General features: G+C 73.0%; 22 protein-coding genes. 8 read left to right on the top strand and 14 right to left on the bottom strand.

The window, feature by feature from the left end; translation table 11 throughout:
- Nucleotides 1-21: 21 nt before the first annotated feature.
- The 3 genes from FB388_RS05505 to FB388_RS05515 are packed head-to-tail and all read left to right on the top strand — an operon-like array spanning nt 22 to nt 4,566.
- Complete coding sequence (locus FB388_RS05505) at nt 22-1,398, top strand: FAD-dependent oxidoreductase (RefSeq protein WP_142097771.1); 1,377 nt, start codon at nt 22-24, stop codon at nt 1,396-1,398.
- Between the two features lie 37 nt (nt 1,399-1,435).
- Nucleotides 1,436-3,145 carry a dihydroxy-acid dehydratase gene (locus FB388_RS05510; RefSeq protein WP_142097774.1) on the top strand — a complete coding sequence of 570 codons (1,710 nt, stop codon included), beginning with the start codon at nt 1,436-1,438 and terminating at the stop codon, nt 3,143-3,145.
- A 50-nt stretch (nt 3,146-3,195) separates the two neighbouring features.
- Entirely contained in the window at nt 3,196-4,566 is a 1,371-nt protein-coding gene (locus FB388_RS05515) for an MFS transporter (protein WP_142097776.1), read from the top strand.
- 17 nt (nt 4,567-4,583) lie between these two features.
- On the opposite strand, the gene FB388_RS05520 is transcribed toward FB388_RS05515, so the two are convergent.
- The 13 genes from FB388_RS05520 to FB388_RS05580 form a co-directional block, all read right to left on the bottom strand.
- The gene (locus tag FB388_RS05520) at nt 4,584-5,438 is read right to left on the bottom strand and encodes an HAD-IIA family hydrolase (protein WP_246121648.1); all 855 of its coding nucleotides are present in this window, start codon (nt 5,436-5,438) and stop codon (nt 4,584-4,586) included.
- On the bottom strand, nt 5,431-6,924 hold the full coding sequence (locus tag FB388_RS05525) for a biotin carboxyl carrier protein (RefSeq protein ID WP_142097779.1): 1,494 nt from the start codon (nt 6,922-6,924) through the stop codon (nt 5,431-5,433). Before FB388_RS05525 ends, FB388_RS05520 begins: the two co-directional genes overlap by 8 nt.
- Nucleotides 6,925-8,292 carry an acetyl-CoA carboxylase biotin carboxylase subunit gene (locus FB388_RS05530; protein WP_142097782.1) on the bottom strand — a complete coding sequence of 456 codons (1,368 nt, stop codon included), beginning with the start codon at nt 8,290-8,292 and terminating at the stop codon, nt 6,925-6,927.
- Nucleotides 8,289-8,756: an acetyl-CoA carboxylase biotin carboxyl carrier protein gene (locus FB388_RS05535; RefSeq protein WP_142097785.1), complete on the bottom strand. Its 468-nt coding sequence runs from the start codon at nt 8,754-8,756 to the stop codon at nt 8,289-8,291. The genes FB388_RS05530 and FB388_RS05535 overlap by 4 nt, the downstream gene beginning before the upstream one ends.
- A gap of 1 nt (nt 8,757) precedes the next feature.
- Nucleotides 8,758-9,849, bottom strand: coding sequence for a PEP/pyruvate-binding domain-containing protein (locus FB388_RS05540; RefSeq protein ID WP_142097788.1), 1,092 nt, complete (start codon nt 9,847-9,849; stop codon nt 8,758-8,760).
- 10 nt (nt 9,850-9,859) lie between these two features.
- Nucleotides 9,860-11,680, bottom strand: a complete 1,821-nt coding sequence (locus FB388_RS05545; RefSeq protein ID WP_142097790.1) for a PEP-utilizing enzyme — start codon at nt 11,678-11,680, stop codon at nt 9,860-9,862.
- 104 nt (nt 11,681-11,784) lie between these two features.
- Entirely contained in the window at nt 11,785-12,570 is a 786-nt protein-coding gene (locus FB388_RS05550) for an IclR family transcriptional regulator (protein WP_142097792.1), read from the bottom strand.
- 107 nt (nt 12,571-12,677) lie between these two features.
- The gene (locus tag FB388_RS05555) at nt 12,678-13,814 is read right to left on the bottom strand and encodes a mandelate racemase/muconate lactonizing enzyme family protein (protein WP_142097795.1); all 1,137 of its coding nucleotides are present in this window, start codon (nt 13,812-13,814) and stop codon (nt 12,678-12,680) included.
- Nucleotides 13,801-15,471 carry an alpha-amylase family glycosyl hydrolase gene (locus FB388_RS05560; protein WP_142097798.1) on the bottom strand — a complete coding sequence of 557 codons (1,671 nt, stop codon included), beginning with the start codon at nt 15,469-15,471 and terminating at the stop codon, nt 13,801-13,803. Before FB388_RS05560 ends, FB388_RS05555 begins: the two co-directional genes overlap by 14 nt.
- 20 nt (nt 15,472-15,491) lie before the next feature.
- Complete coding sequence (locus FB388_RS05565) at nt 15,492-16,856, bottom strand: neutral/alkaline non-lysosomal ceramidase N-terminal domain-containing protein (protein WP_142097800.1); 1,365 nt, start codon at nt 16,854-16,856, stop codon at nt 15,492-15,494.
- Between the two features lie 5 nt (nt 16,857-16,861).
- Nucleotides 16,862-17,755: a carbohydrate ABC transporter permease gene (locus FB388_RS05570; RefSeq protein ID WP_142097803.1), complete on the bottom strand. Its 894-nt coding sequence runs from the start codon at nt 17,753-17,755 to the stop codon at nt 16,862-16,864.
- Nucleotides 17,755-18,732, bottom strand: a complete 978-nt coding sequence (locus FB388_RS05575; protein ID WP_170225477.1) for a carbohydrate ABC transporter permease — start codon at nt 18,730-18,732, stop codon at nt 17,755-17,757. Before FB388_RS05575 ends, FB388_RS05570 begins: the two co-directional genes overlap by 1 nt.
- A complete protein-coding gene (locus FB388_RS05580) occupies nt 18,729-20,081 on the bottom strand; it encodes an ABC transporter substrate-binding protein (RefSeq protein ID WP_142097806.1) in 1,353 nt (450 codons plus the stop codon). Before FB388_RS05580 ends, FB388_RS05575 begins: the two co-directional genes overlap by 4 nt.
- Nucleotides 20,082-20,224: 143 nt before the next feature.
- Here FB388_RS05580 and FB388_RS05585 point away from each other — a divergent pair, with 143 nt between their 5' ends.
- From FB388_RS05585 to FB388_RS05600, 4 genes are read left to right on the top strand one after another with little or no spacing between them, the layout of a single operon-like run.
- Nucleotides 20,225-20,890 carry a GntR family transcriptional regulator gene (locus tag FB388_RS05585; protein WP_142097809.1) on the top strand — a complete coding sequence of 222 codons (666 nt, stop codon included), beginning with the start codon at nt 20,225-20,227 and terminating at the stop codon, nt 20,888-20,890.
- Nucleotides 20,880-21,668: an SDR family NAD(P)-dependent oxidoreductase gene (locus FB388_RS05590; RefSeq protein ID WP_142097812.1), complete on the top strand. Its 789-nt coding sequence runs from the start codon at nt 20,880-20,882 to the stop codon at nt 21,666-21,668. Before FB388_RS05585 ends, FB388_RS05590 begins: the two co-directional genes overlap by 11 nt.
- 9 nt (nt 21,669-21,677) lie before the next feature.
- The gene (locus FB388_RS05595) at nt 21,678-22,058 is read left to right on the top strand and encodes a sensory rhodopsin transducer (RefSeq protein ID WP_142097815.1); all 381 of its coding nucleotides are present in this window, start codon (nt 21,678-21,680) and stop codon (nt 22,056-22,058) included.
- Nucleotides 22,055-23,359, top strand: coding sequence for a DegT/DnrJ/EryC1/StrS family aminotransferase (locus FB388_RS05600; RefSeq protein ID WP_142097818.1), 1,305 nt, complete (start codon nt 22,055-22,057; stop codon nt 23,357-23,359). Before FB388_RS05595 ends, FB388_RS05600 begins: the two co-directional genes overlap by 4 nt.
- A gap of 41 nt (nt 23,360-23,400) precedes the next feature.
- On the opposite strand, the gene FB388_RS05605 is transcribed toward FB388_RS05600, so the two are convergent.
- Nucleotides 23,401-24,402, bottom strand: a complete 1,002-nt coding sequence (locus tag FB388_RS05605; protein ID WP_142097821.1) for an RNA polymerase subunit sigma-70 — start codon at nt 24,400-24,402, stop codon at nt 23,401-23,403.
- A 152-nt stretch (nt 24,403-24,554) separates the two neighbouring features.
- On the opposite strand from FB388_RS05605, the gene FB388_RS05610 reads away from it, so the two are divergent.
- On the top strand, nt 24,555-25,121 hold the full coding sequence (locus FB388_RS05610) for a dihydrofolate reductase family protein (RefSeq protein WP_142097824.1): 567 nt from the start codon (nt 24,555-24,557) through the stop codon (nt 25,119-25,121).
- The last annotated feature ends 215 nt before the right edge of the window (nt 25,122-25,336 follow it).

Raw genomic sequence — 25,336 nt, forward strand, 5'->3', positions numbered from 1 at the left:
TCTCCCATGTATAACCGATATATGAGCGATCGACGGACGGCGCCCGAGTTCGCCGGATGGCGTTTGGGGGAGGCCGCAGGAGACGCCGCCGAGCTCCCGGTGCTGGCCGATGTCGATGTCGTCGTGGTCGGTGGGGGAGCGGCCGGGGTGGCGGCGGCCACCGTCGCCGCGGAGGGCGGCCTGTCGGTCGTGCTGATCGAGAGGTACGGCTTCTGCGGCGGTGCGGCCGTTGCCGGGATGTCCGGGACCATCTGCGGCCTGTACCTGTCCACCGCGGGCCGGGGCGGCCCGGAGCAGGTCGTGCGCGGGTTCACCGAGCGCTTCCGCGCCGCCCTGGCGGACCGGGCGGGCGTCACCGGCCCGCAGCGGTACGGGCGCACGTGGACGGTGGCGCACGACCCGCTCGTCTGGCGCGAGGTGGCCGACGACCTGCTCGAGTCGGCCGGGGTGCGCGTGCTGCTCCACACCGCGGTCACGGGCGTGCTGGTCGAGCAGGGTGAGCACCGCGGGGTCGTCGTCGAGTCCAACGCCGGACGGGCGGTGGTCCGGGCGGCACGCACGATCGACGCCTCCGGTGACGCCGCCGTCGTCGCGCGGGCCGGGCACGGCACCGTGTTCGGCGACGACGGGGTGATCCAGAACCCCACGATGTTCTTCCGGCTCGGCAACGTCGACCTGGCCGCCTTCGGCGCCGCGTGGGGCGAGGACACCATCTGCGCGCCGTGGGTCACCGAGGCCATCGAGCGGGTCCGGTCCGACGGTGCCGACCTGCCCCGTTCGAAGATCTGGGTCTTCCGCACGACCCGACCCGGTGAGCTGCTGGTCAACGCCACGCGGCTGGTCGGGCGGGACGGCCGCATGCTCAACGTCATCGACCCGGAGGACTTCACCGAGGCGGAGGTCCTCGGCCGTCGCCAGGTCCGCGAGTACGCCCGGTTCCTGCGCAGCGAGGTGCCGGGCTGCGCGGGCGCGTTCGTGGTGGACACCGGCGTCGAGGCGGGGATCCGGCAGACCCGCAGCATCCTCGCGGCCGAGACCCTGACCAACGACGACGTCGTCTCCTGCCGCAAGCGCCCCGACGGCGTCGTCCGCTCACCCTGGCCGATCGAGCTGCACGCAGGCGACCGGCCGAAGCTGCACTGGCTGCTCGAGGACTTCTACGAGGTCCCGTACCTCGCGCTGGTGCCGAGGGTCGGCGAGAACGTGATCGTCGCCGGCCGGTGCCTCGGCGCCGAGCACGAGGCGCTCGCCTCGGCGCGCGTGACCGCGCAGTGCTTCGAGTACGGGCACGCCGCCGCCGCGGCGACGCTGCTCTCGATCCGCAAGGGCACCCCCTACCGCGCCGTCGACGGCGCCGAGGTGCGTGCCGCGATGCGCGCGGCCGGCAGCGATCTCTGACGCCCGGCCATCCGTACCCCTCAGACCGGAGACCACCATGCCCGAGCTGCCCGACCTGCCCGACGCCGACCGTCCCCGCCCCGACGGCCTGCGCAGCGAGTTCACCCCCGGCACCACCCGCTGGGCGGTGCGCCGCGCGCAGTGGACCGCGATGGGTTACGCCCCGGAGGACCAGGGCCGACCCAAGATCGCTGTCGTCAACACCTCGTCGAAGCTCGCGGTGTGCTTCTCCCACCTCGACGGGGTCGCCGACGTCGTGTCCGAGGCGATCTGGGAGGCGGGCGGGCTGCCGCTGGAGATCCGCACGGTGGCGCCGAGCGACTTCGTGACCAGCGCCGGGCGCAAGGCGCGCTACCTCATGCCGACCCGCGACCTGATCGTCAACGACGTCGAGGCCGCGGTCGAGGGTGCGGTGCTCGACGGCATGGTCTGCCTGTCCTCCTGCGACAAGACCACTCCGGCGCACCTGATGGCGTCGGCGCGGCTGGACATCCCGTCGATCCTCGTCATCGGCGGGTACCAGCAAGCCGGCACCCGCAACGGATGCTCCGTCGACATCGACACCGTCTACGAGTCGGTCGGCGCCGTGCGCTCCGGCGCGATGACGGTCGCCGAGCTGGGCGAGGTCGCGGACTCCGCCATCGTCGGCCCCGGCGTCTGCGCCGGCCTGGCCACCGCGAACACCATGCACGTGCTCGCGGAGTCGCTCGGCATGACGCTGCCCGGGTCGGCGCCCGTCCGCGCAGGCTCCGAGCGGATGCGCGCGCTCGCCGCCGAGTCCGGCCGGCGGATCCTCGGCATGGTGTCCGAGGGCCTCACCGCGCGGAAGGTCCTCACCGCGGCCGCGATCGAGAACGCGGTGCAGGTCGCACTGGCACTGGGCGGTTCCGTGAACTGCGTGCGGCACCTGGCCGCGGTGGCCGCCGAGGCGGACCTCGACCTCGACGTCGTCGGGCTGTTCGAGAGCCTCGGTGCCGACGCGGTGCAGCTCGCGGCGATCCGCCCCAACGGCACCGACCAGGTCTGGGACCTCGAGCGCGTCGGCGGGGCGCAGGCCGTGGTGCGCGCGCTGCTGCCGCGGATCCACGGCGACGCGCTCACCGTCACCGGCCGCACCGTCGCCGAGCTCGCCGCGCAGGCCCCCGATCCCGACGGCGCCGTCCTGCACCCGCTCACCGATCCGGTCCGACCCGAGCCCGGTCTGCTCATCCTGCGCGGGTCGCTGGCACCCGACGGTGCGGTGGTCAAGGTCGCCGGTGCCGGGAACGCCCGGCGCCGCTTCACCGGGCGGGCCGAGGTCTTCGCAGGCGAGGACGCCGCCATCGACGCCCTCGGTGAGGGGCGCATCCGTCCCGGCGCGGTGATCGTGCTGCGCGGCATGGGCCCGCGGGGCGGCCCCGGCACGGTCTTCGCGGCGAGCTTCGTCGCGGCGCTCAACGGCGCCGGGCTCGGCGGCCAGGTGGCCGTGGTGACCGACGGCGAGCTGTCCGGGCTCAACCACGGCCTCGTCGTCGGCCAGGTCATGCCCGAGGCCGCCGACGGTGGACCGCTCGCCGGGGTCGAGACCGGCGACGTCGTCACGATCGACCTCGACGCCCGCACCCTCGACGCCGACCCGGTCCGCGACGGCGCCCCGGTCACCTCGGGGCGGCCGGGCCGGGAGCGGGGCTGGCTCGGCCAGTACGCGGCCCTCGTCGGGCCCGTCCAGCAGGGCGCGGTGCTGCGCAGGCCCGCGCCTCCCACGTGACCGCTCCACCCACTGTTCCCGTGCGACCCCGCGATCGAAGGAGATGGCCCGTGTCCGCACCCCCCGTCCTGTCGCAGCGCCAGTCGAAGCGGGCGTCGCTCGCGGCGCTCATCGGCACCGTCCTCGAGTGGTACGACTTCATCGTCTACGGCACGGCCGCCGCGATCATCCTGAACACCCTGTTCTTCCCCTCCGACGATCCGCTGGTCGGGACGTTGGCGGCGTTCGCGACCTACGCCGTGGGGTTCCTGGCCCGCCCGCTCGGCGGGCTCGTGCTCGGTCGGCTGGGGGACCGGGTGGGGCGCAGGAGCGTCCTGGTGCTGACCCTGTTCCTGATGGGTGCGGCGACCACCGCGATCGGGCTGCTGCCGACCTACGAGCAGGTCGGGGTACTGGCGCCGATCCTGCTGGTGCTGCTGCGCCTGGTGCAGGGCTTCGGCGCGGGCGGTGAGTACGCCGGCGCCGTCGTCCTCTCCGTCGAGCACGCCGACCCCCGGCGCCGGGGGCTCGCCGGCTCGGCGGCGCCGCTGGGCTTCGCGGTCGCCACCCTGCTCGGCAACGGCGTGTTCTTCCTGTTCCTGCTGCTCCCGCCGGAGCAGTTCGCCTCGTGGGGCTGGCGGGTGCCGTTCCTGCTCGGCGCGGTGTGCGTGCTCGTCGGGTACGTGATCCGGCGGCGGGTCGAGGAGCCGCCCGCGTTCGCGCAGGCCCGGGCGGACGCGGCGGACGCCCCGGCGTCGGGCGGCGTGTTCGCGGCGATCCGCCGGCACCCGCGCAGCTTCCTCATCGTGATCGGCTCCCGGATGGGCGAGAACGGGTTCGCCTACCTGCTGCCGGTCTTCGGCGTCGCCTACGTCTCGACGACCCTCGGACTCGGCCGCGCGGTCGCGCTCTGGGCGGTGATGGCCGCCTCCGCCGTGCAGGTCATCGCGATCCCGCTGTTCGGGCTGCTGTCCGACCACGTCGGCCGCAAGCCGGTCTACGCCGCCGGCACGCTGGCGTCGCTGCTGTGGCTGGTGCCGTTCTTCCTGCTCACCGACACCGGCGTCACCGCCTGGGTGGTGCTCGCGTTCGTCGTCGGGCTGGGGGTCTGCTACCCGGCGATGCTCGCCCCGCAGGCGGCCTGGTACGCGGAGCTGTTCGACACCGAGTTCCGGCTCTCCGGCTTCGCCTTCTCCCGCGAGCTCGGCTCCCTGCTCGCCGGTGGTCTCGCGCCCTTCGTGGCCACCGCGCTCTACGCCTGGTCGGGCCACTGGTGGCCCATCCTGGTGTTCATGGCGGTCCTCGCCGTCCTGACCATGGTCGCGCTCGCGCTCGGCCCGGAGACCGTCCGGCGGGACCTCGACGGTCCGGCCCGCCGGGAGGACCTCGCCCCAGCACGGGAGCCGTCGCCGACCGTTCCCTCCGACGCCTCCTCGCGGTAGTGGTGCGCGTGCGGCGTCTACCGCCGACCCCCGAGCAGGTCTGCCAGTGCGCCGACGTCGGGCAGGTCCAGGTGCGGCCGCCGTTCCGGGGGCAGGTCGGAGAACGACTGCGCATGGCCGATGCCCGTGTGGACGGCGACGGCCAGCGCGCCGCCCTTGTGCGCCATGGGCACCTCCAGCTCGGGATCGTCACCCACCACCGCGAGCTCCTGGGTGGCGACCCCGAGGCACCGGGCGGCGGTCCGCAGCGCCGGCAGCGCAGGCTTGCCGACGACGGTCACCGGTGCACCGGTGGCGTCACGGACGACGGCGGTGATCGCCCGGGAGGTGCCCAGCTGCCGCCCTTCCGCGGTGGCGAAGAACAGCGACTGGGAGGCGCTGTAGAGCTGGGCCCCGCCGAACACGGCGTCGCACGCGGCCTCGAGGGCGTCGAAGGTCAGCTCCTGGCGGAACCAGCCGGCCAGCACCGCGTCGGCCCGGGTCGTCCGCAGCGGGGGCACGGTCTCCAGGCCGGCCGCCTCCAGTGGCTCGGTGACCCCCTTGCCGCCGAGCACCATCACCCGCCGGTGCCCGCGCCTGCGCAGGAGGTCCACGGCGCTCGACGCCGGTGTCAGCACCCCGTCGTCGCTCACCGGGAAGCCGAGGGCCTGGAGCGCGTGGGCGTACTGCCGGGGGGTTCGGGACGTGCCGTTCGTGAAGATCCGGAACGGCAGTCCGAGCTCGGTGAGCGTGGCGAAGAGCGGCCCGGCACCCGGCAACGGACGCAGTCCCTGGTTGTTGCGGTCGCCGAGCACGAGGGTGCCGTCCATGTCGAGGACGAGGCCGCGTACTCGCCGGAGCCGGTCGAGGACCGCGGGGTCGGGTTCAAGCACGGGCCCCTCCCTCCCTGCGACGGTGCACGGAGAGGCGCAGGTTCGGCTTCGCCAGTGCCAGGTCGTGCACGCTCCGCCGCTCCCCGAGCTCGCCGAGCAGGCGGAGAACCGGGGCGAGGTCCGGGTTGTGGTGGTCCGGGGCCGGTCCGGCGGCGAGCATCGCGTCGACCTGCTCGGCGGGCATGTGCGCGCGCAGCAGCAGCTCCTCGTCGCTGATCGAGGAGCCGAACTGGCGGCGCAGCTCCGCCGGGGTCGGCGGATCCGGTTCCGCGGCGAGCTCCCGGGCCCGCGGCCGGTCGAGGATGCGGTCCTGAACTTGCGGTTCGATGGGCGCGGTCGGACGGCCGAAGCTGCCGAGCACGTAGCGGATCACCTGGTCGGGCACGTTCGCGTACCGCTCGCCCATGACCCCGCTCATGACGTTGAACAGCGCCTGGGAGACGACCATCTGCGGGAACGGCGTCACCATGATCGGGTGGCCCAGCTCGGCGCGGACCCGGCCGACCTCCTCGATCAGGCTCTCGAAGCGGTCCTCCATCCCGATCTCGCCCAGCTGGCGCCGGGTCGTGGTCAGCACCCCGCCTGCGATCTGGTGGTGGAGGAACGCGGCGTCGAAATCCTGCGGCCGGCCGGCCGGCAGCTCATCGGCCTCGGCGAGCCGGCGGAAGAAGTCGCAGGCCAGACCCAGGGCGCGGTCGTCGACGTCGACGCGGTGCCCCATCTCCCGCAGGTTGGCCACCGTGCGTCGCACTTCGGGCAGTGACGAGCCGTTGCCCAGCACCCCGCAGCCGGTCTGCAGGACCTGCACCCCGAGGTCCGACGCGATCGAGTAGGTCATGGGAGACAGCCCGATGGTGGCGTGGGAGTGCAGCTCGAGCGGTGTGTCCAGCAGCTCCGCCTTGATCGCAGGCAGCAGCGTGCGGGCCCGCTCGGCGGTGAGGATTCCCGCCGGGTCCTTCACGTAGACGCGGTCGATGTCCGGGCACTCACGCATCTGGCGGGCGAGGTCGGCGTAGAAGGCGTCGTCGTGCACCGCGCTGATCGTGAACGTCAGCGCGCCGACCACCTCGTCGACGCCGGCCCGCTTGAGGCGGCGGGCGGTGGCGCGTGCGGCGTCCATGTCGTGCATCGGGTCGAGCACGACCACCCGGTCGATGCCGTTGGCGACCAGCCGGTCGTAGACGAGCTGCATCGTCTCGGGGTGGGAGTTCTGCCAGGAGATGAATCGGAAGCCCGTGCCGATGAACTGCAGCTTCGTCCTCGGCATGAGGCGCCGGGTGCGTCGGAACAGCTCCCACGGGTCCTCGCGATGGGTGCGCACCAGCATGCCCATCGCCGTGCTGGAGCTGTAGTCGAGCGCGCGGAAACCGACCCGTTCCAGCAGCGGCGCGACCTGCAGCACGTGGGCGGTCCGCAGGGCGGCCGCACCCCAAAGGCTCTGATTGCCGTCGCGCAGCGAGACGTCGACGAGTTCGACCTGAGCCATCTACGGCACCCCCACGACGTCGGGCCGGCGGATCGCGAGGAACCGCTCGAAGAACGCGGTGTCGACGCCCCCGGCGGCGAACTCGGGGTCGGCCAGCAGCGCCTGGTGCATCGGCACGGTGGTCGGCACGCCGTCGATCCGCAGCAGGTCCAGCGCGGCCCGCGCCCTGGCCAGGGCGTCGGCCCGGTCGACGCCGTGCACGATCAGCTTGGCCAGGAGGGAGTCGTAGTAGGGCGGCACGACCGAGCCGCTCTGCACGTGGGTGTCGACGCGGATGCCGTCGCCGGCCGGCAGGACAACGCGCTCTATCCGCCCGGGGGAGGGGCGGAAGTCGTGCGCCCACTCCTCGGCGTTGATCCGGCACTCCACCGCGTGCCCGGTGAGAGCGACGTCCTCCTGGCGCATGCGCAGCGCCAGCCCCTCGGCCACGGCGAGCTGCTCGGCGACCAGGTCGATCCCCGTGACCATCTCGGTGACCGGGTGCTCCACCTGGATCCGGGCGTTCATCTCGAGGAAGTGGAAGGTGTCCCGCTCCCGGTCGTAGAGCAGTTCGACGGTACCCAGCCCGCGGTAGCCGAGGTGCGTGGCGAGCGTGGTCGCCGCGGCCGCCATCTCCGCGCGGATGCGCTCCGACAGCAGTGGCGCGGGTGCCTCTTCGAACAGCTTCTGGTAGCGGCGTTGTACCGAGCAGTCGCGGTCGCCCAGCGCCACTGCACGGGCGCCGTCGCCCAGCACCTGCACCTCGACGTGCCGGCCGGAGGCGACGAACCGTTCCAGGTACACCCGGGGGTCGCCGAACGCGGCGGCGGCTTCGGAAACCGCGATGTCGAGCGTCTGCGGCAGCTCGTCGGGCGAGCGGACGAGCTTCATGCCGCGACCGCCACCGCCGCCCACGGCCTTCACCAGAAGCGGATAGCCCACCTCGGCGGCCACGGCCTGCGCACCTGCCAGGTCGGCGGCCTCGCCACCGGGCACCACCGGCAGCCCCGCGGCGAGCGCGTGCGATCGGGCGCGCAGCTTGTCCCCGACCGCTTCGAGGGTCTCCGGTGCCGGCCCGACGAAGACGATCCCGGAATCTCGACAGGCCCGCGCCAGCGACGGGTTCTCCGACAGGAAGCCGTATCCGGGGTGCACGGCGCCGGCCTCGACCGCCTTCGCCGCCCGCACGACCGCGGCCGGGTCCAGGTAGGACTCCGCCGCCGGTGCGGGGCCGAGCCGCACGACCCGGTCGGCCAGCCGGGCCGGCAGCGCGTCGAGGTCGGCGTCGGAGGCGGCGAGCACCGACTCGATGCCGAGCCGCGCGCAGGTGCGGATCACCCGGGCGGCGATCTCACCGCGGTTGGCGATCAGCAACCGACGGATCCTCATGCCGGCTCCAGGAGCAGCAGGACCGCGTCGGTGGCGGCGAACTGGCCGTTGTCCGTGCGGAACTCCACGACCGTGCCGCGGACGCCGGCGTGCACCGGCGTCATCATCTTCATCGTCTCGACGATCCCGACGACCGTCTCCTCGTCGACCCGGTCACCGACGTCGACGAAGGGTGGTGCGCCCGGCTTCGGCGCCCGGTAGAAGGTGCCCAGCAGTGGCGGATGCACCGCGACCAGACCGTCGGGCACCGCGGCGCGCGGCGCCCGGTTCTCGACGTGGACCGCGGGCTCGCCGCCGCCTTCCACCGCGGGTCGGCGCAGCACCTGCTGCTCCACGGTCCATGCGGATGCGCCCTCGCGGCGCACCGTGAGGGTGAGGTGCTCCAGCTCCAGGTGGAGCTCGTCCAAGCCGCTGGAGTCGAGCACACGCAGCACGTCGCGGACGTCGTCGGGACTCAGGTCCACGTCAGCTCCCGGGAGATCGCTTGCCGAGCACGGTGAAAACGTGGTCGAAGGCACGGGCGGCCGGGGCGGCGGCGGGGGCTGTGCGAGCGGCGTCCTTCTTCGCCCACACCGTCTCCGGCCGGCTCTGCAGCAGGAAGACGTTCTCGCCCGGCGGCGCGGTGCGCGACACCGCCCACTCGATGTCCTGCGGGCAGCCGTAGTGGGCCTCGACCCTCCGGCCGATCGCGACGAGCTCGGCGATCTCCTCGTCGCCGAGCGCCGGGACGTCCCGCAGCTGCGCGGGCACGTCGGTCTCCACGATTCCGTGCCCGCTGGGATCCGGCTGGTGCCATCGGGTCTTCGTCGACACCGTTCGCCGGACGATCTCGCCGGTGACCTTGCTGACCACGAACGAGTCGGGGGTGACGTCCCCGCCGACCACCGCCGAGCCGAGACCCCAGCCGGCGTCGATCGCGATGACGGAGCGGTCGCCGGTCAGCGGGCTGCGGGTGAACATCACGCCGGAGCTGCGAGCGCCGACCATCTGCTGGACGACGACGGCCATCGCGAGATCGGTCTCGGGGATGCCGCGACGTCGCCGGTAGGTCACCGACTCGACGCTGTACAGGCTCGCCCAGCAGCGGCGCACGTGCTCGACCACCGAACCCCCGCCGCTGACCCACAGGTAGGTGTCCTGCAAGCCCGCGAAGCTCGCCTCGGCACTGTCCTCGCTCGTCGCGCTGGACCGCACTGCCACCGGTAGGTCGCGCCGGCCGGCCTCCGCGCACAGCCGCTCGTAGTGCGCGGTGATCGCCTCGACGACCGATGGCGGCAGCGGCGCCGACTCCACCGCCGCCCGGATCAGGGCGGTCTCCGCGGCCAGCGCTCCCGGGTCGTCCGGGTCGAGGGCCTTCACTCGCTCCGCGATCGGCTCGGCCCGCACCGTCAGGTGCAGGGCGACCTGCTGGAAGGCGGCGGTCGTGACCACGAACCCGTCGGGCACGCGGATCCCGGCGCGCAGCAGCTCGCCGAGGCTCGCGCCCTTGCCGCCCGCCGAGTGCACGTCGTCGCGGCCGATGTCCGCGAAGGGCAGGACCGGAAGGGACGTCGTCATCGGGCCCCCATCAACCGAGGATCGTGACGATGCCGCGGTCGCCGTCGACGTGGAGGCGGTCGCCGGTCTTGATCCGGGCAGTGGCCTGGCCGGTGCCGACGACCGCCGGCATGCCGTACTCGCGGGCCACGATCGCGGCGTGCGACATCGTGCCGCCGATGTCGGAGACGGCCGCGGCGATCTTGCCGAACACCGGGCCCCAGCTCGGTGCCGTCACGGGGCAGACCAGGATCTCGCCCTCGCGGATCTGGCCGATCTCGTTGACGTTCGAGAGCACCCGTGCGGTCCCCTCGACCACCCCCGGTGCGGCGGCGTAGCCGCGGACGACGTTCTCCTCCAGTTCGTCGCCACCCAGCCAGGTCTGCACCGTCTCGTCGGTGACGCCCCACAGCATCTGCACGGCGGGGTCGTTGAGCGCCTCGGGAACCGGGCCCAGTGCCGGTGGTGGCGACCAACCGGCGAGCGCCTCGACGATCCGCTTGCGTTCGGCGACGATCGGCTGCCAGTGCCGTGCGCCCAGCTCGGTGCCGCCGGACGCCCAGGCGAGCATGACGTCGACGAGGGCGTCCTCGGCCTCCACGTGCCGCAGGTGGAACACGTCCTCGGCCTCCGCGAGAACCCCGCGGTCGGCCAGCAGCCGCCCGAAGGCCCGGATCTTCTGGAAGAACCGGGTGGTGAACCAGTGCTCGCAGTAGAACTTGTGCGACTCGATGTACGGGAAGACCTGGCGGCACAGGCCGAGCATCTGGTCGAAGGCGGCTCTCTCGTCGTCGCCGCCCAGCAGCGCCCGGTACTCCTCGGCGATCCGTTCCCGCTCTGCAGCGAGCCGCTCGGTCGGACGGGTCAGGTCCTCCCCGGCACGGATCTGTTCGACGTAGCGGGGGAGCGCGGCGAACGGCACGGTCAGGTCGTCGGCCCAGGACAGGTGGTGGTGGTAGAAGCCGTCCCCGACCGACACGTTGAACCAGGGATCCTTGGCCTCCTCCAGGGCCGCCAGCCAGCGTTCCCCGGCGTCACCGCGCTCTCCGACCGCGCTGAGCACCTTGGCCGGTTCGTTGCCCTCGACGAACAGGTCGGCGAGATCGAGCTCCACGGCGAGAGCGGCGAGCTTCTTCAGCTCGTCGTCCGGCCGGTACATGGTCACGTCCATGCCGGCCACCATCCGGGCCACCGCCTGGTCGCCGATCTCCGGGAACGCCTGCCTGCAGAACCCGAAGAAGACCACGTACGCGCCGTATCCGAGCATCAGGAACTCGGTGTGGTGGTGCCACATCTTGGAGTACAGGTCGATGCAGCGGTGGAAGTTCTCCCGCACCAGGTGGTTGGTCGCGTAGCCGCGGGATCCGGTGACCACCTCGAGGTCGTCGAGCTCGTCGAGCTGCGGCACCTCGACGGCCTCGATCTCGGCGATCAGCGCCTCGATGCGCTGTTGCCAGCCCTCGTACAGGCGGTCCCAGTTGGCGTAGTAGTAGCCGGCGCGCTCCTGGAAGTGGGCCAGCCGCTCGGCCTGCTTCGCCTCGTCGAGCACCGGGTTGGCCGTGATGTACACCCGGCCGTTCAGGATCCGGTACTCGATCCCCATCGTGGTCGGGAACGCGAACAGCCGCGCGGTGTTGGCCCCGATCGCGGTGTACGGGATCTCCGAGGTGATCCCGTCGAAGGCGGGGACAACTTCGGGGAAGTGCATCGAGTTGTAGAACCAGAACCGCTGATCGTCCTCGGGCTGGAAGCGGGTGAAGTAGGGGTACAGCGCCTCCCACCCTTCCGCGCCGGGGACGTCAGCGATCTGGGACGGCAGCGGGAAGGATCGCTCGCCGGCGGGCTGGGACATCGTTGTCCTCCACTGTCTCCTCGGCTCAGGTGTTCGGCGTCGCCGACGGTCGCCGAGGGCCACGTGCCTGGCAACCCGACCTTTTCACTGGCCGGAAGAGTTCCTCACGCCCGGACCTCGCCAGCGGCGGTCCCCAGCCCGCTCCGCAGGAAGTCGGCGCTCACGGACGCCGCGGCGGCTCGGATGTGCGGCAGTGCGCCCGGCAGCCGCGGGCTGGTCAGCGGCGCCAGCAGCCCGATCGCAGCGACGACACCTTCGGGACCGGTGACCGGAACGGCGACCCCGGACACCCCGAGCCGGTGCTCCTGCGCGCTGCGTGCCAGTCCGGTCCTGCGGATCGTCTCGAGCTGGCGGTGCAGCACGCGCGGGTCGGTCACGGTGTACGGGGTGTGCCGGCGCAGATCGCCCATCACCTCGTCCACCAGCGGCTCCGGTGCATACGCCAGCAGCGCCTTGCCCACCGTCGTGCAGTGCAGCGGGAGGTAGCCGCCCGGGCTGTGCCGGGTGGGAACGGTCTTCGTCCCGATGAGGCGCTCGATGACCAGCGCCCTGCCGCCGTCCAGCACGGCCATGTGGACCGTGTGCCCGGTGGCGGTCACGAGGTCCTGCAGATGCGGCAACGCCAGCTCACGAAGATCGTTGGCCGGCGCGAGCATCCCGAGCCGCCACAGGCGGGCACCTATCTCGTACCGCCCGTCCTCGCGGCGCACCAGCAGCCGCCCCGCGACGAGGTCGGCGGCCAGCCGGTGCACGGTGGCCAGCGGCAACCCACTCCGGCGGGACAGCTGGGAGAGGTTCAGGCACCGTCGCTCGACATCGAAGGCACCCAGCACCGCCACCGCTCGCAGGGTCACCGAGCGGCTGGACGAGCTCTCACCCGCACCGGACATCGGCACCCCACCCCGGCGACGCGGTTTCCAACGAGCGGAAAGGGTACTTCAGGCGCTCGGACTTCCCGCGGGGCTCGACCGCCTGAACCGCGTCGGGCCCCGCGATCTCATCTGCGGAAGAGGCGGTGTCCCGGGGAGTACCGGTCGAGTCCGTCGTCGTCGAGGCGGATACCGAGACCGGGACCCGAGGGCACGGCGAGCATCCCGTCGTCGTCGAGGTGGAAGCCGCCCGCGACCAGCTCGTCGATGTAGGCGGAGCCGGTCTTGTACTCGACGAGGTCGGTGTGCGGCAGCGACGCGGCCAGGTGCAGGTCGGCCGCGAGCCCGACGCCGGTGTTCCAGCCGTGCGGGATGAACCGGACGCCGAGGTCGTCGGCGAGCCAGGCCACGCGGCGGGACTCGCTGAGGCCCCCGCCCTTGGTGGTGTCGGGCTGCACGATGTCGAACGCGCCCGCGGTGAGGAAGCGGGTGAAGTCCTGGCGGCGGGTGAGCACCTCGCCGCCGGAGATCGGCACGCGGGACGCGCTGCGGAGCCGGACGAACCCGTCGAGGTCGTCGGGGCGCAGCGCCTCCTCGAACCAGGCGACGCCGTGGTCGGCGAGCATGTCGGCGGTGCGGGTGGCCCATGCGGTCCCGTGCGGCCAGAAGGCGTCCGAGCCGCCGGCGTCGACGGCCAGGAGCGCCTCCGCGCCGACGGCCTCTCGCGCCGCCCGGACCACCCGCTCGTCGGCGGCGGGGTCGACGCGGCCGAAGTGGCCCCAACCGATCTTGAACGCGGTGAAGCCCTGCTCGGCGAGCCGGGTCAACGTGGCGTTCATCCTGGCCGGTTCCTCGATGAGGACCGACGCGTACGGGCGGACGCGGTCGCGGTAGCGGCCGCCGAGCAGTGTGCTCACCGGGAGGCCGGTGGCCTGCCCGAGGATGTCCCACAGCGCGATGTCGATGCCGCTGACGGCGTGGGTGATCGCGCCGCCGCGGCCGAGCCAGAAGGTGTCCTGGTGCATCAGCTGGCTGATCCGGTCCGGCTCCCGCGGGTCGGCCCCGAGGCAGATCGGCCGGAGCACGTCCAGGGCTCCCTGCACGAGCGCTTCGCTGGAGAAGACGCTGCCGACCCCGACGAGCCCGGCGTCGGTGTGCACGGTGACGAGCGTGTGGACCACGTCGTCGGGTTGCAGCTCCCGGCTCCAGCCGCCCTCGGGGGTCGCACCGCGCAGCCCAGCGACCCTGATGTCAGTGATCCGCACGGTTGCCTCCGTCCGTGTCGATGACGATCGCCTCGTCGGCCGCCAGCAGCAGCGACCGGTCCACGCCGCCGCCGGCCCGGCGCCCCGTCGTCGAGACGAGCACGCGGCCGCCCGCGGGCAGCACCACGCGTTGCGGCGCGCCGGTGAGGTTCAGCGCCACCAGGACGCGACCGTCACCGGCTCGCCGCTCGTAGGCGAGGACGGCGTCGGCGGGGCCGGCGTCGAGGAGCTCCATCGATCCCGTCCGCAGCGCCGTGCATGCGCTGCGAAGGCGCAGCAGCTCGCGGTAGAGGCAGAGGAACGACCCGGGGTCGCGCAGCTGCGCGTCGACGTTGATCTCCGCGGCGTTGCCCGCGACGGGCAGCCAGAGCGCCTCCTCCGGTGCGGTGGAAAAGCCCGCGTTCGGCCCGTCGTTCCACGGCATCGGGGTGCGGACCGGGTCCCGGCTCACGCCGCCCGCCGTCCGCCCGAACCAGTCGCGCTGCCGCTCGGGGGGCACCGGCTGGTCGGTCATGCCCAGCTCGTCGCCGTAGAGCAGGCACGGCGTGGCGGCCAGGGTCAGCAGCAGCACCGCGGCCACGCGCGCCTGCGCCGGGCCGAGCCGGGTGGCGAGCCGCGACCGGTCGTGGTTGCCCAGCGCCATGATCGGCCACGCTCCCGGGGGCAGCGCAGCGTAGAGGCCGGCGAGCTCGGCCCGCAGGGCCCCGGCCCGCCACTCGGTCTCGATGAGCCGGAACGGGAACGGCAGGTGCATGCCGCCGAGGTCGGCGCCGTAGTACTCGGCCCAGTCCGCCCATGACATCGCCTCGATCTCGGCGATGGTGACCGCCTCCGGGTAGGCGTCAACGACCGCCCGGATCTGGGAGAGGGCCTCGTGGGTGTCGGGATGGCGCCGGTCGTGCACGTGCAGCTGCATGCCGAAGTCGGGGTGCTGCAGGTCGAACGGGTTGTGGTTGCCGCCGGGCGCCGGCGGGTTGTCGCGCAGCTCGGGATCCTTCATGAGCATGTGGGCCACGTCGATGCGCACCCCGTCGACGCCGCGGTCCAGCCAGAACCGCAGCACGTCGAGCATCGCGGCGCGGACGTCCGGGTTGCGCCAGTCGAGGTCGGGCTGTTCCTTGAGGTGCGAGTGCAGGTAGTACTGCCCGGTCGGCTCGTCGAACTCCCACACCGACCCGCCGGCCTCGCTCGTCCAGTTGTTGGGCGGCCCGCCGGCGGGGCGGGGGTCGCGCCAGACGTACCAGTCGCGCTTGGGGCTGGTGCGCGAGGACCGGGACTCGACGAACCACGGGTGCTGGTCGGAGGTGTGGTTGGGGATGTAGTCGACGATCACCCGCAGCCCGCGGGCGTGCGCCTCGCCGAGCAGCCGATCAACCGTCTCCAGCGTGCCGAAGACCGGTTCGACGTCGGTGTGGTCGGTGACGTCGAAGCCCTGGTCGAGCAGGGGGGATCGGTAGAACGGTCCGGTCCAGATCGCGTCGACCCCCAGCGTGCCGCTCAGGTGGTCGAGCGACGCGATGAGGCCCTCCAGGTCACCGGTGCCGTCGCCGTTGCCGTCGCGCAGGCTCGGGAGGTGGCACTCGTAGACGACGGCTCCGCGCCACCACAGCTCGGTGCGGTCGGGACGGGTGGTGGGGGTCGGGGACGGGGTCGGCATGGTCCTCTCTCCGGTCGGGCTCACGGGCGCGGGGACGTCACGTGGGCGTGGGCGGCCACGCCGGCGGCGACGAGGTCGTCGGCGATCCGGTCGTGGAAGGGGAGGCGGCACGCGATGAGCGGCACCTCGTAGGCGGGATAGGGGTCGGCGGGCGGGCGGTAGGCGTCCGGGGTCGGCGCGTACCCCGACCACCCGCCCGTGGTGGAGAGCACGAGGCAGCGGTCGCCGAGCTGCTGCTGCAGGCGGCGCTTGATCCCGTGGAAGACCTCGAGACCGAACCCGAGGAGGCTGACCGGCCCGAGCCGCAACGCCTGCACGAGGACCGGCGGGCCGGCGTCCTCGCCGCGCTCCAGCCGGGCGAGGGTGGCCCCGAGCGAGTTGGCGACGACACCGGCCATCGCCTTCTCCCGGCTCGTCGTGTCCGCCGGGGTGGCGGCGACGGTCGCGAGCGCGCGGTCGCGCCGCCGGCGCAGCTCGTCGACGTCGAACGGGCCGAGCGCGGGATGGAGCGTCGCGCGGTGCGCCGCCACGCCCTCGACGGGCACGGCGGCAGCGCTGTCCAGGCCGGTGCTGATCGCGCCGGCGAACCGGCCCGCGAACAGCGCGAGCGCGGCGTAGGACTCCTCGGCGGGGCCGTGCGCGTAGAGCGGGTTCACGTCGCCGAGGGCGCCCTGCGCGAACACCCCGACCGCGCCCGGACGGGTCTGCTCGACCAGCCGGAGCGCCTCGCCCGGGAAGTCGCCGTGCACCGCGTCGGTCTGCTCGCAGCAGATCACGGGGTGGCACGAGTACGAGGCCAGGAAGCCGGCGAGGTGCCCGCCGTGGTCAACGCGCAGCACGTGCACGCCGCGGTCCACGAGCTCGGGCTCGGGCTCCTGCCAGGTGCCGGCGAGCGCGTGGGCGTTCGTGAGACCGCGCCGCTCCCGCATCCGGTTGTGGGCGAAGCCGGGCAGCGGCACCTCGGCGTGCGCGACGGTGGCCGGTGCGCGTGCCGCCACGGCCGCGACGGCGGCCTCGGCGATCAGCGCCGGCAGCTGCGCGAGGTAGAGCGGGTCCGGCTCACCCCAGCCGACGTTCTCGACCGTCGCCGGGCCGCTGTGGTTGTGGGTGGCGTGCACCGCGACCTCGTGCGGCTGCCACCCGGTCGCCGCGCCCACCCGCGCGACCACGTCGTCGACGATCCAGCGGCCCAGCCCCAGCAGGTCGCAGCTGACGAGCACCCAGCGGCCGCCGCCGTGCTCGACGGCGATCGCGCCGGCGTGCAGGCGGCCGTGGACCCGGGTGCTGCGCCGGCGTAGGTAGGGACCGAACCCGGCGAGCTCGACGCCGACCGGGGGCGTGATGTCGGTGCGGCCGAAGCCGATCCGCGGTGTCCCTGCATCCACCGTGCTCACCCCTTGGTCGTTCCGGCCAGCAGGCCGCGGACGAAGTGCTTCTGCAGCGCGGCGAACACGACCATCGGAACCACTGCCGAGACCACGGCGGCCGCGGTCAGCACCTCCCAGCCGTCACCCCGGGAGGCGACCAGCCGGCTGACCGCCACCGTCACGGGCGCCACTTCGCGGCGGCCGCCCAGGAAGATCAGCGCGGTGAGCAGGTCGTTCCAGGTCCACACGAACTCGAAGACGGCGAGCGAGGCCAGCGCAGGCCGCGTGACCGGCAGCACGATGCGCAGGAAGACCTGGCTGCGGCTCGCCCCGTCCACCTCGGCGGCCTCGAAGAGCGCGCGGGGGAGCGCGGCGAACGCGCTGTGCAGCAGGTACACCCCGAACGGCACCCCGTAGCCCAGGTGCACCAGCCAGATCCCGAGGAAGCTCCCGGTGAGGTCGAGTGCATTGAACGCCTGCAGCAGCGGCACGAGCGTGATCTGCATCGGGACGACGAGCAGCCCCACGACCGCCAGCAGGACCCCGCGGCGGAAGCGGAACCGCAGGCACGTCAGGCCGTAGGCGGCCGCAGCGCTGACCGCGACGACGAGCACGGTCGCCGGCACGACCACCGCGAGGCTGTTGACCAGGCTGAGCGCCATGCCGTCGCGCCCGAGCACGTCCCGGTAATTGTCGAGGGTGTAGTCGCCGGGCAGCGCGAAGGACTCCCACCAGCCGCTGCGCAGGACCGCGGAGGGCGGGCGGAACGAGCTGACGACGAGACCGGCCACCGGCACCAGCCACACCGCGGTGAGCGCGAGGACGACGGCGTGCACGGGCACGCGGCGCAGCCGGAGCCGAGCGGGTTCCGCGGCGCGGTGGCGCGGTACGGCGATGCCCTGGACGTGGGTGGTCATCAGGCCTCCCCGACCGAGCGGCGGAACTGCCGGACGTTGAGAACCATGATCGGAACGACGGCGAGCATGAGGACCGTCGCGACGGCGGCGGCGATCCCGCCGTCGCGCCCGGTGAACAGTGCGCGGTACATGACCGTGGACAGCACGTCCGTGCCGTGGTTCCCGTTGGTCATCACGTAGACGAGGTCGAACGCCTTGAGCGCGACGATGGTCATCGTGGTCGCGACGACCACGACCGTCGGCACCAGGAACGGCAGCGTGACGTACCGGAAGGTGCCCCACTCCGAGGCGCCGTCGAGGCGCGCGGCCTCGTGCAGCTCGGCGGGCACGGCCCGCAGCGCGGCGTCGAAGACCACCATCGCGAAGCCGGCCTGGGTCCAGAGCGTCGCGGCGATCAGTGCGAGGTTGCCGGTCGAGCCCGAGATCAGCCAGGCGACCGGGTCGAGGCCGGGGAAGACCGTGAGCACCGCGTTGAGCGTCCCGGTCTGGGCGGCCCCGGCCGGCTGGTAGTCGTACATGAAGCTCCAGACCACCCCGGCGGCGACCGCCGAAACGGCGATCGGCAGGAACAGCGCGGCGCGCACGACCGGCGCGTAGCGCACCCGCTCGGCCAGCACCGCGACGGTGAGCCCGACGAGCACCGCGGTGCTCGGCAGCAGCACCACCCAGAGAACGGTGTTGCGCAGGGCGGTCAGGGTCACCGGGTCGGACAGCGTCCCGGCGTAGTTGTCGAGGCCGACCCACTCCCGGCCGTCGGCGTCGAGGAAGCTGAGCCCGATCGTGCTCGCGGCCGGGATCGCCAGCGTGAGCGCCACGACCCCGACCGCGGGTGCGACGAAGAGCCACGGCAGCAGCGCGCGGTGCCACCGCCTCGGCAGCGCGGCCAGCAGCCGGTCGCCCCCGCGCAGGTAGGCGTAGGTCGCGCCGAGGACCACGGCGACGGCCCCGAGCAGTAGCCCGATCCGCTCGGCGATCACCGGACGCCGTCCCGGACGGCCTGCAGGGTCTGCAGGATCGCGTCCAGCTGGTCGGGGTGCTCGGTGTAGCGCAGCCCCGCCTGCCAGAAGGCGTCGACCTCCGACTGCGGCATCAGCGCGTTGCCCAGCGGGTGCACCGCCCGGGCCGTGGCCAGCACCTCGTGCGCGCGGCGCAGGAACGGGTCGGTGTAGGCGTCCGCGCTGAGGCCGACGTGCGGGGAGAGCCAGCGACCCGTCGCCGCGACGAGAGCTCCCGACTCCGCCGTGGCGAGGTAGCGGACCAGCGCGTCCGACTGCGGGGTCCGGGTGAGCACGCCGGCGATCTCGCCCGAGATCGCGCGGACGTCCGGGTGCTGCGGGTCGAAGTCGGGCACCGGGAAGAAGTCGAGGTCCTCCACCGGGGTCAGCTCCGGGAAGCTGTCGGTGATGATGCCGCCCATGAAGGCGGCCTGCGCCAGGAGGTCGCAGCCAGGGTCGTCGGCGAGCATCGGGTTCGCCGCCTGGTCGAAGCCGGTGCTCAGCGCCGTCGTCGGGCCGCCGTACACCGCACCTTCCGCGACGACCGCGCCGTAGGTCTCGAACGCCCGCCGCACCTGCGGCGCCGTCCACGGCTCCGCCCCGCGCCGCCAGCGCTCGTGGAACTCCGGGCCCGCCTGGCGCAGGAGGATCTCGTCGACGAGGTCGGCGGCAGGCCATCCGCTCGCTGCGCCGCTCTCCAGGCCCACGCACCACGGCGTCTCGCCGCGAGCGGCCTTCGCCGCCGCCCAGTCCTGCAGCTCCTGCCAGCTCTCCGGCTGGCGCGGCCCGTCGTAGGTGCGCGGGTTGAACCAGGCGAGTCCTCCGAGGTTGACGGTGTCGAAGATGCCGAACACGGCCCCGTCCGCGGCGCGGGTGGCATCGAGGATGCTCGGGGCGTAGGCCGCGGCCAATACGTCCTCGCCGACGACGGTCCGCAGGTCCGCCAGCCTGCCCTCCGCGGCGAGGGCCGCCATCTCGCCGATGGCCGGGGTCACCACGACGTCGGGTGGGTTGCCCCCGTCCACCCTGGTGCGGAGCACGGCCGCGAAGTCCCGCGTGCCCTCGTACTCGACGTCCACGCCGGTCGCGCGCTCGAACGGCTCGAGCACGGCGAGGAACGCGTCCAGCTCCTCACCGCCGAGGACACCCAGGACGCTCACGGTGCCGCCGACCTGCTGGTCCCGGGCGACCGCTCGCGCCGCCGCCTCGGCAGCGGCGACCGCTGCGGGTGGTGCGGCGGGTGCCTCACGGGACTGGGAGTCCGCGCTGCTGCAGCCGGCGGCGAGCGCGAATGCAGCGAGCAGAGGTAGGCCGACCGGACGAGGTCTCATGCCTGCTCCTCGAGGTGGGGGAGGCCGACTGGCGTCGTCGGCTCAAGGACGCGGCTGACCGTAGCAAGACGACGATCGATTGTCGACAATCGATGACTGCGGTACGGTGAGCACCGCTGTTGTCGGTCGAGGAGGTCGGTCAGGTGTCCGGACTGGGGCTACCGCGCATTCCCCACCAGTCGCGCCGTGAGCTCGTGGTGCAGATCGTCCGCGAGGCGATCACCAGCGGGCGGTTGAAGCCGGGTGACCGGCTGGTCGAGGGGGACCTCGCCACCGAGCTCGGCACCAGCCGAGCACCGGTACGGGAGGCCCTGCGCCAGCTGGAGCAGGAGGGCCTGGTCGCCTCGTACCCGTACCGGGGCACCGAGGTGCTGGGTGTATCGCAGGACGAGCTGGAGCAGGTCCTCGTCCCGATCCGGGTCACGCTGGAGCGCTTCGCCTTCGCCCGCGCGCTCGACCGGCTCACCGCCGAGGACCTGCAGCAGCTGCAGGTCCTGGTGGACGAGATGGAGACGGCGGTGCGCGATGGCGCGCCCGAGCGGCTCGCCGAGGCCGACATCCGGTTCCACGAGCTCGTCATCGACCGCTCCGGCCAGCGGCACTGCCTGCAGGTCTGGAAGACCATCCAGCCGAGGGTGCGGGCGTACTTCCGGCGTGACGCCCCGGCCCACGACGACCCGATGGGCGTGGCCAAGCAGCACCAGGAGCTGCTCGACGTGATCAAAGCCGGCGACGAGGCCGCCGTGCTCGACGCCGTGGAGCGCCACATCCACATCCACCTCGCGCCGCGGGCCCCCGATGCGGGGTAGGACGGTCCTGGTCACCGGCGCCGCTGCCGGGATCGGCCGGGCGGTGGCGCTCGCGGTCGCCGCGAGGGGCGCCGCCGTGGTCGCCCTCGACCTGGACGCCGCGGCCGCGGACGTCGTCGCCCGCGAGGCGCGCGCGGCGGGGGCGCCCGCCGCGCTCGGGGTGGCCTGCGACGTGGCGTCGGAGCCGGCCGTGCTGGCGGCCTTCGACGCTGCCGATGCCATCGGCACCCCGGACGCCGTCTTCGCCAACGCCGGTATCGAGCAGAACGCACCGCTGGCGGAGTTCGAGACCGGTGCGTGGTGGCGGGTGCTGGAGGTGAACCTCGGCGGCGTCTTCCTGACCTGCCGGGAAGCGGTGCGGCGGCTCACCGCAGCCGGCCGTGGCGGCTCGATCGTCTGCACCGCGTCCCCGGCCGCGTTCGTCGGGTTCGCCGGTGGTGGCAACAGCGCCTACGCCGCTTCGAAGGGCGGGGTGGCCGCGTTCGTCCGCTCGATCGCCCTCGACTGCGCGCCGCAGGGCATCCGGGTGAACAGCGTGGTGCCCGGCGCCACCGAGACCGCGATGCTCCTGACCGGGGTGCCGGCCCGGGCGCGACCTGCCACCGCCGCACGCATCCGGTCGGCGGCTGCCGAGCAGGTGCCGCTCGGCCGGCTCGCCGGACCGGAGGAGATCGCGGCAGCCGTTGTCTGGTTGCTGTCCGACGAGTCCTCCTACGTCACCGGCACCCACCTCGTCTGCGACGGCGGCCTCATGGCCAAGAGCGCCAACGACTTCTGAGAGGAACGCATGATCGGCTCCACGACCTGGGTGGTCGCGGACGGGTACATCCCGGCCACGAGCACCGGCCCCGCCCCGGACCTCACCAGCCACGAGAGCGTGTGCGTGCTCAACGCCGGCGACGCGGACGCCACCGTGCAGATCCACGTGCACTTCGCCGACCGGGACCCGGCGGGGCCCTACGTCCTCCGGGTGCCGGCCGGCCGCATCCACCACCAGCGGCTCAACGACCTGCGCCACCCGGAACCGGTCCCGCTCGGCGTGGACTACGGCCTCGTGCTGCGCAGCGACGTCCCGGTCGTCGTCCAGCACACCCGGCTCGACTCGCGCCAGCCGGCGAACGCGCTGATGTCGACGATCGCGTACGCGGCGCCGGGAGGCGGGCGATGAGTGCGGCGACGCTGCCCGCCGTGCTCGGCGGGCCGCCCGTGGTCACGGCGGCGAACGACCCCGCATGGCCGAGCGCGGGCGCGCTCGAGACGGCCGTCCTCGGCGAGATCACCGACGGCGGGCAGTGGGTGGGGTACGACAACCATCCCGCTCGGTGGCGGGCCGTGCTCGAGCAGGTGGTGGCCGACACCACCGGCTACCGCTACGGGGTCGGCCAGCCCAACGGAACCCTGGGGATCGCGAGCGGTCTCCGCGCGCAGCTGCTGGCGAGGGGTGAGCGGTGGGCGCGCGGTCGCGACCAGGTCCTCGTCGCCGACCTGACCCACGCGTCGGCCCACCACGGTGTCCTGCTGGGCGTTGCGGCGCAGCTGGGACGCGCGCCCCGGCTCGTGCCCGTTCCGGCCAGGCTCGACGCCACCATGGACGAGGCCGTCGTGGCCGAGTACCTGGCGCAGCACGCCGACCGCGTGCTCGCGGTCGTGCCGGCGACGATGTACGGCAACTTCGGCGCGATCGACCGGATCGTCGCGCTGGGCCGGGAGCACGACGTGATCGTCCACCACGACAACGCCCTCGGCGGGGCCGCGCGGTACGACGGCGAGCGGGCCCTCACCGCGTCGATCTCCGGGCAGGGCGGTGGCAAGGCGGCCCCCTCGAGCGAGGCCGGGATGACCGTCACCTCCGATCCGCACATCGCCGCGCTGCTGCGAGCCGACACCGACTGCGGTCACGGACCCGGTCGGCTCGACCCGATCCCGTTCGCGGACCTGGAGACCATCGCGGCCGGGAACCAGCGCCTGGGCGAGCAGTCCGCGGGCCTGTGGCTCGTGCAGTGGCTGCGTGCGTTGCACGCCCGGTTGCAGGCGCGGGAGAACCGCCGCCTGATCGGCGAGCTGGTCTCCGGGGGCGGGGTGCTGCCTCCCGGAGTGCTCTGGAACCCGCCGACGGACGCCGAGTACCCGCCGTTCTTCTGCCTCTACCTGTCCTGCCTCGACGCCCTGGAGGACGAGCTCGGGCTCGGTCCGAAGGACCTGCGCGTCGCGCTGTGCGCCGAGGGGATCTGGGCGGAAGGCGGCTTCACCCCGACCCACCAGGACCCGGCGTGGCGGCACTGGGCCGATGGTCTCGAGCTGCCGTACGAGGGATCGGCTCGCGTGTTCGACCGCGCGCTCTTCGTGCACACCAAGTTCCTGCGCGACCCGCAGTTCCCGGGTTGGCTCAGTGAGATATTCGAGCGGGTCATGGCGCACAAGGACGCCCTGCGCGGGCTCGGGGAGAAGGTCCCCGCGACGACGTGGTGAGCGCTGCGTTCGGCTTCGACAGACCTCGGCTCCTCGGCTGATCACAGTGTCGCGGGCAGACCGAGCCATGGCTTGTCGGCGGCGCCGAACCCGGTGAGCTCGGCGATCTTCCCGTCGACGATGTGCAGTACTGCGATGTTCAGCAGGCGGAACTCCGGGTCGTCGGGGGTGCGGAGGTACAGCGCGGCGGCGGGCATGCGGTTGACGGTCGTGGGGATGCAGCGCCAGTCGTCGTAGCCGGGCTGGAAGAGCCCACCGCGGACCCAGCCGTCCACCGCGGACTCGGCTGTGCTGGCCGAGGCCCCCACGGGCAGCATCGCGAAGCGGAGGTCGTCGCGCAGCAGGAGCATCAGGCCGTCGACGTCGTTGCGCTCATGGGCTTCGATGTACGACTTCACCACGGCGCGCTCGTCGTGCGACAGCTCGTGGGTGGCGGGGCTACGCCAGTCGAGGCGGCGGTCGGGCAGTTGCTCGCGCATCGTCACGCGCGCCCGCTGCAGCGCGCTGTTCACCGACGCGAGGCTGAGCTCGAGCGCGTCGGCGGCCTTGCTCGCCGGCCAGCCGAGAACGTCACGGAGGATCAGCACCGCCCGCTGCCGAGGCGGCAGGTACTGGACAGCGACGATGAACGCCAGCTCGATGGTCTCCCGCGCCACTGCCGACTCCTGCGGGTCCTCGGGGAGCGTCCGGTCGGGGTAGGGCTGCAGGTACCGCAACTCCGCGGTCGCGCCCGGCACCTCGACCGGTACGGGTGTGCGGTCGTTGCGCTTGTCGAGGAAGTCGAGGCAGGCGTTCGTCGCGATCCGGTACAGCCAGGTCCGCAGGGTCGCGTGGCCTCGGAACGACGCGCGCTTCTTCCACGCTCGCAGGAACGTCTCCTGAGTCAGGTCCTGGGAGTCCTCGTAGTTCGCGAGCATCCGGTAGCAGTGCACCCGTAGCTCGTGCCGGTAGCGCTCCGTGAGAACCGCGAACTGTGCCGTGTCCTCGGAGCGGGCCGCCGCGATGAACGCGGCCTCGTCGGCACCCAGCATTTCGTCGGTCATGGTCGTCGATCCTTCCTCGGGAGCAAGGGGTCACCGGAACCGACGACGTGGTGCCGGATTTCTGATCGGTGCGGCAGCCGGTCGTGCACCGATGAGAATCCCGCGCCGTGCCCGTCGGTACGCGGTGAGACCGACTCGAGGAGGCATACACGATGCGCAAACTGATCTTCGGCATGAACGTGACCCTGGACGGCTACATCGCGGCGCACGGCGACGACATCGGCTGGAGCGTGCCGAGCGACGAGCTGTTCCAATGGTGGAGCGACCAGGTGGGGGCCACCAGTCTGGCGCTGTACGGGCGCAGGCTGTGGGAGACGATGAGCTCCTACTGGCCGACCGGCGACCAGCTGCCCGACGCAGGCCCGGCGGAGATCGAGTTCGCGCGCCGGTGGCGGGACACGCCGAAGGTGGTGTTCTCATCGACGATCGACGAGGTCGACTGGAACACCCGCCTGGTCACCGGCGACCCGGTCGCCGAGATCACCCGGCTCAAGGCACAGGACGGCGGCCGGATGGACATCCACGGCGGGGCGACGCTGGCCGGGGCGGCCGTGCGAGCCGGACTCGTCGACGAGTACGCGCTGGTCACCCAGCCGGTCCTGGTGGGCGGCGGCACACCGTTCTTCACCGCGCTCGACAGCTGGGTCGACCTGAACCTGGTGGAGACGCGGAAGTTCCCCGGCGGCGTGGTGCTGACCCGGTACGAGACGAGGCGGTGATCGCGATCGACGAGGTCGCGGAAGCCGCTGCGGAGGGGCGGCTGCGGCGACCTCGTCGGACCTGCCCATGAGCCTGGTCCCGACCTTCGTGCGCGGACGCGGTGAACACGGCGGAGCAACCGCCAACCGGTCCTCCACCCCACCCCCGTGGCGGCGCGTTCCGCGAACTCCGCCGCCGACGCCCGCCTGACGCGTCGGGTGCCGTTCGCGCCGAT

The sequence above is a fragment of the Pseudonocardia cypriaca genome, assembly GCF_006717045.1.
GTDB lineage: Bacteria > Actinomycetota > Actinomycetes > Mycobacteriales > Pseudonocardiaceae > Pseudonocardia > Pseudonocardia cypriaca.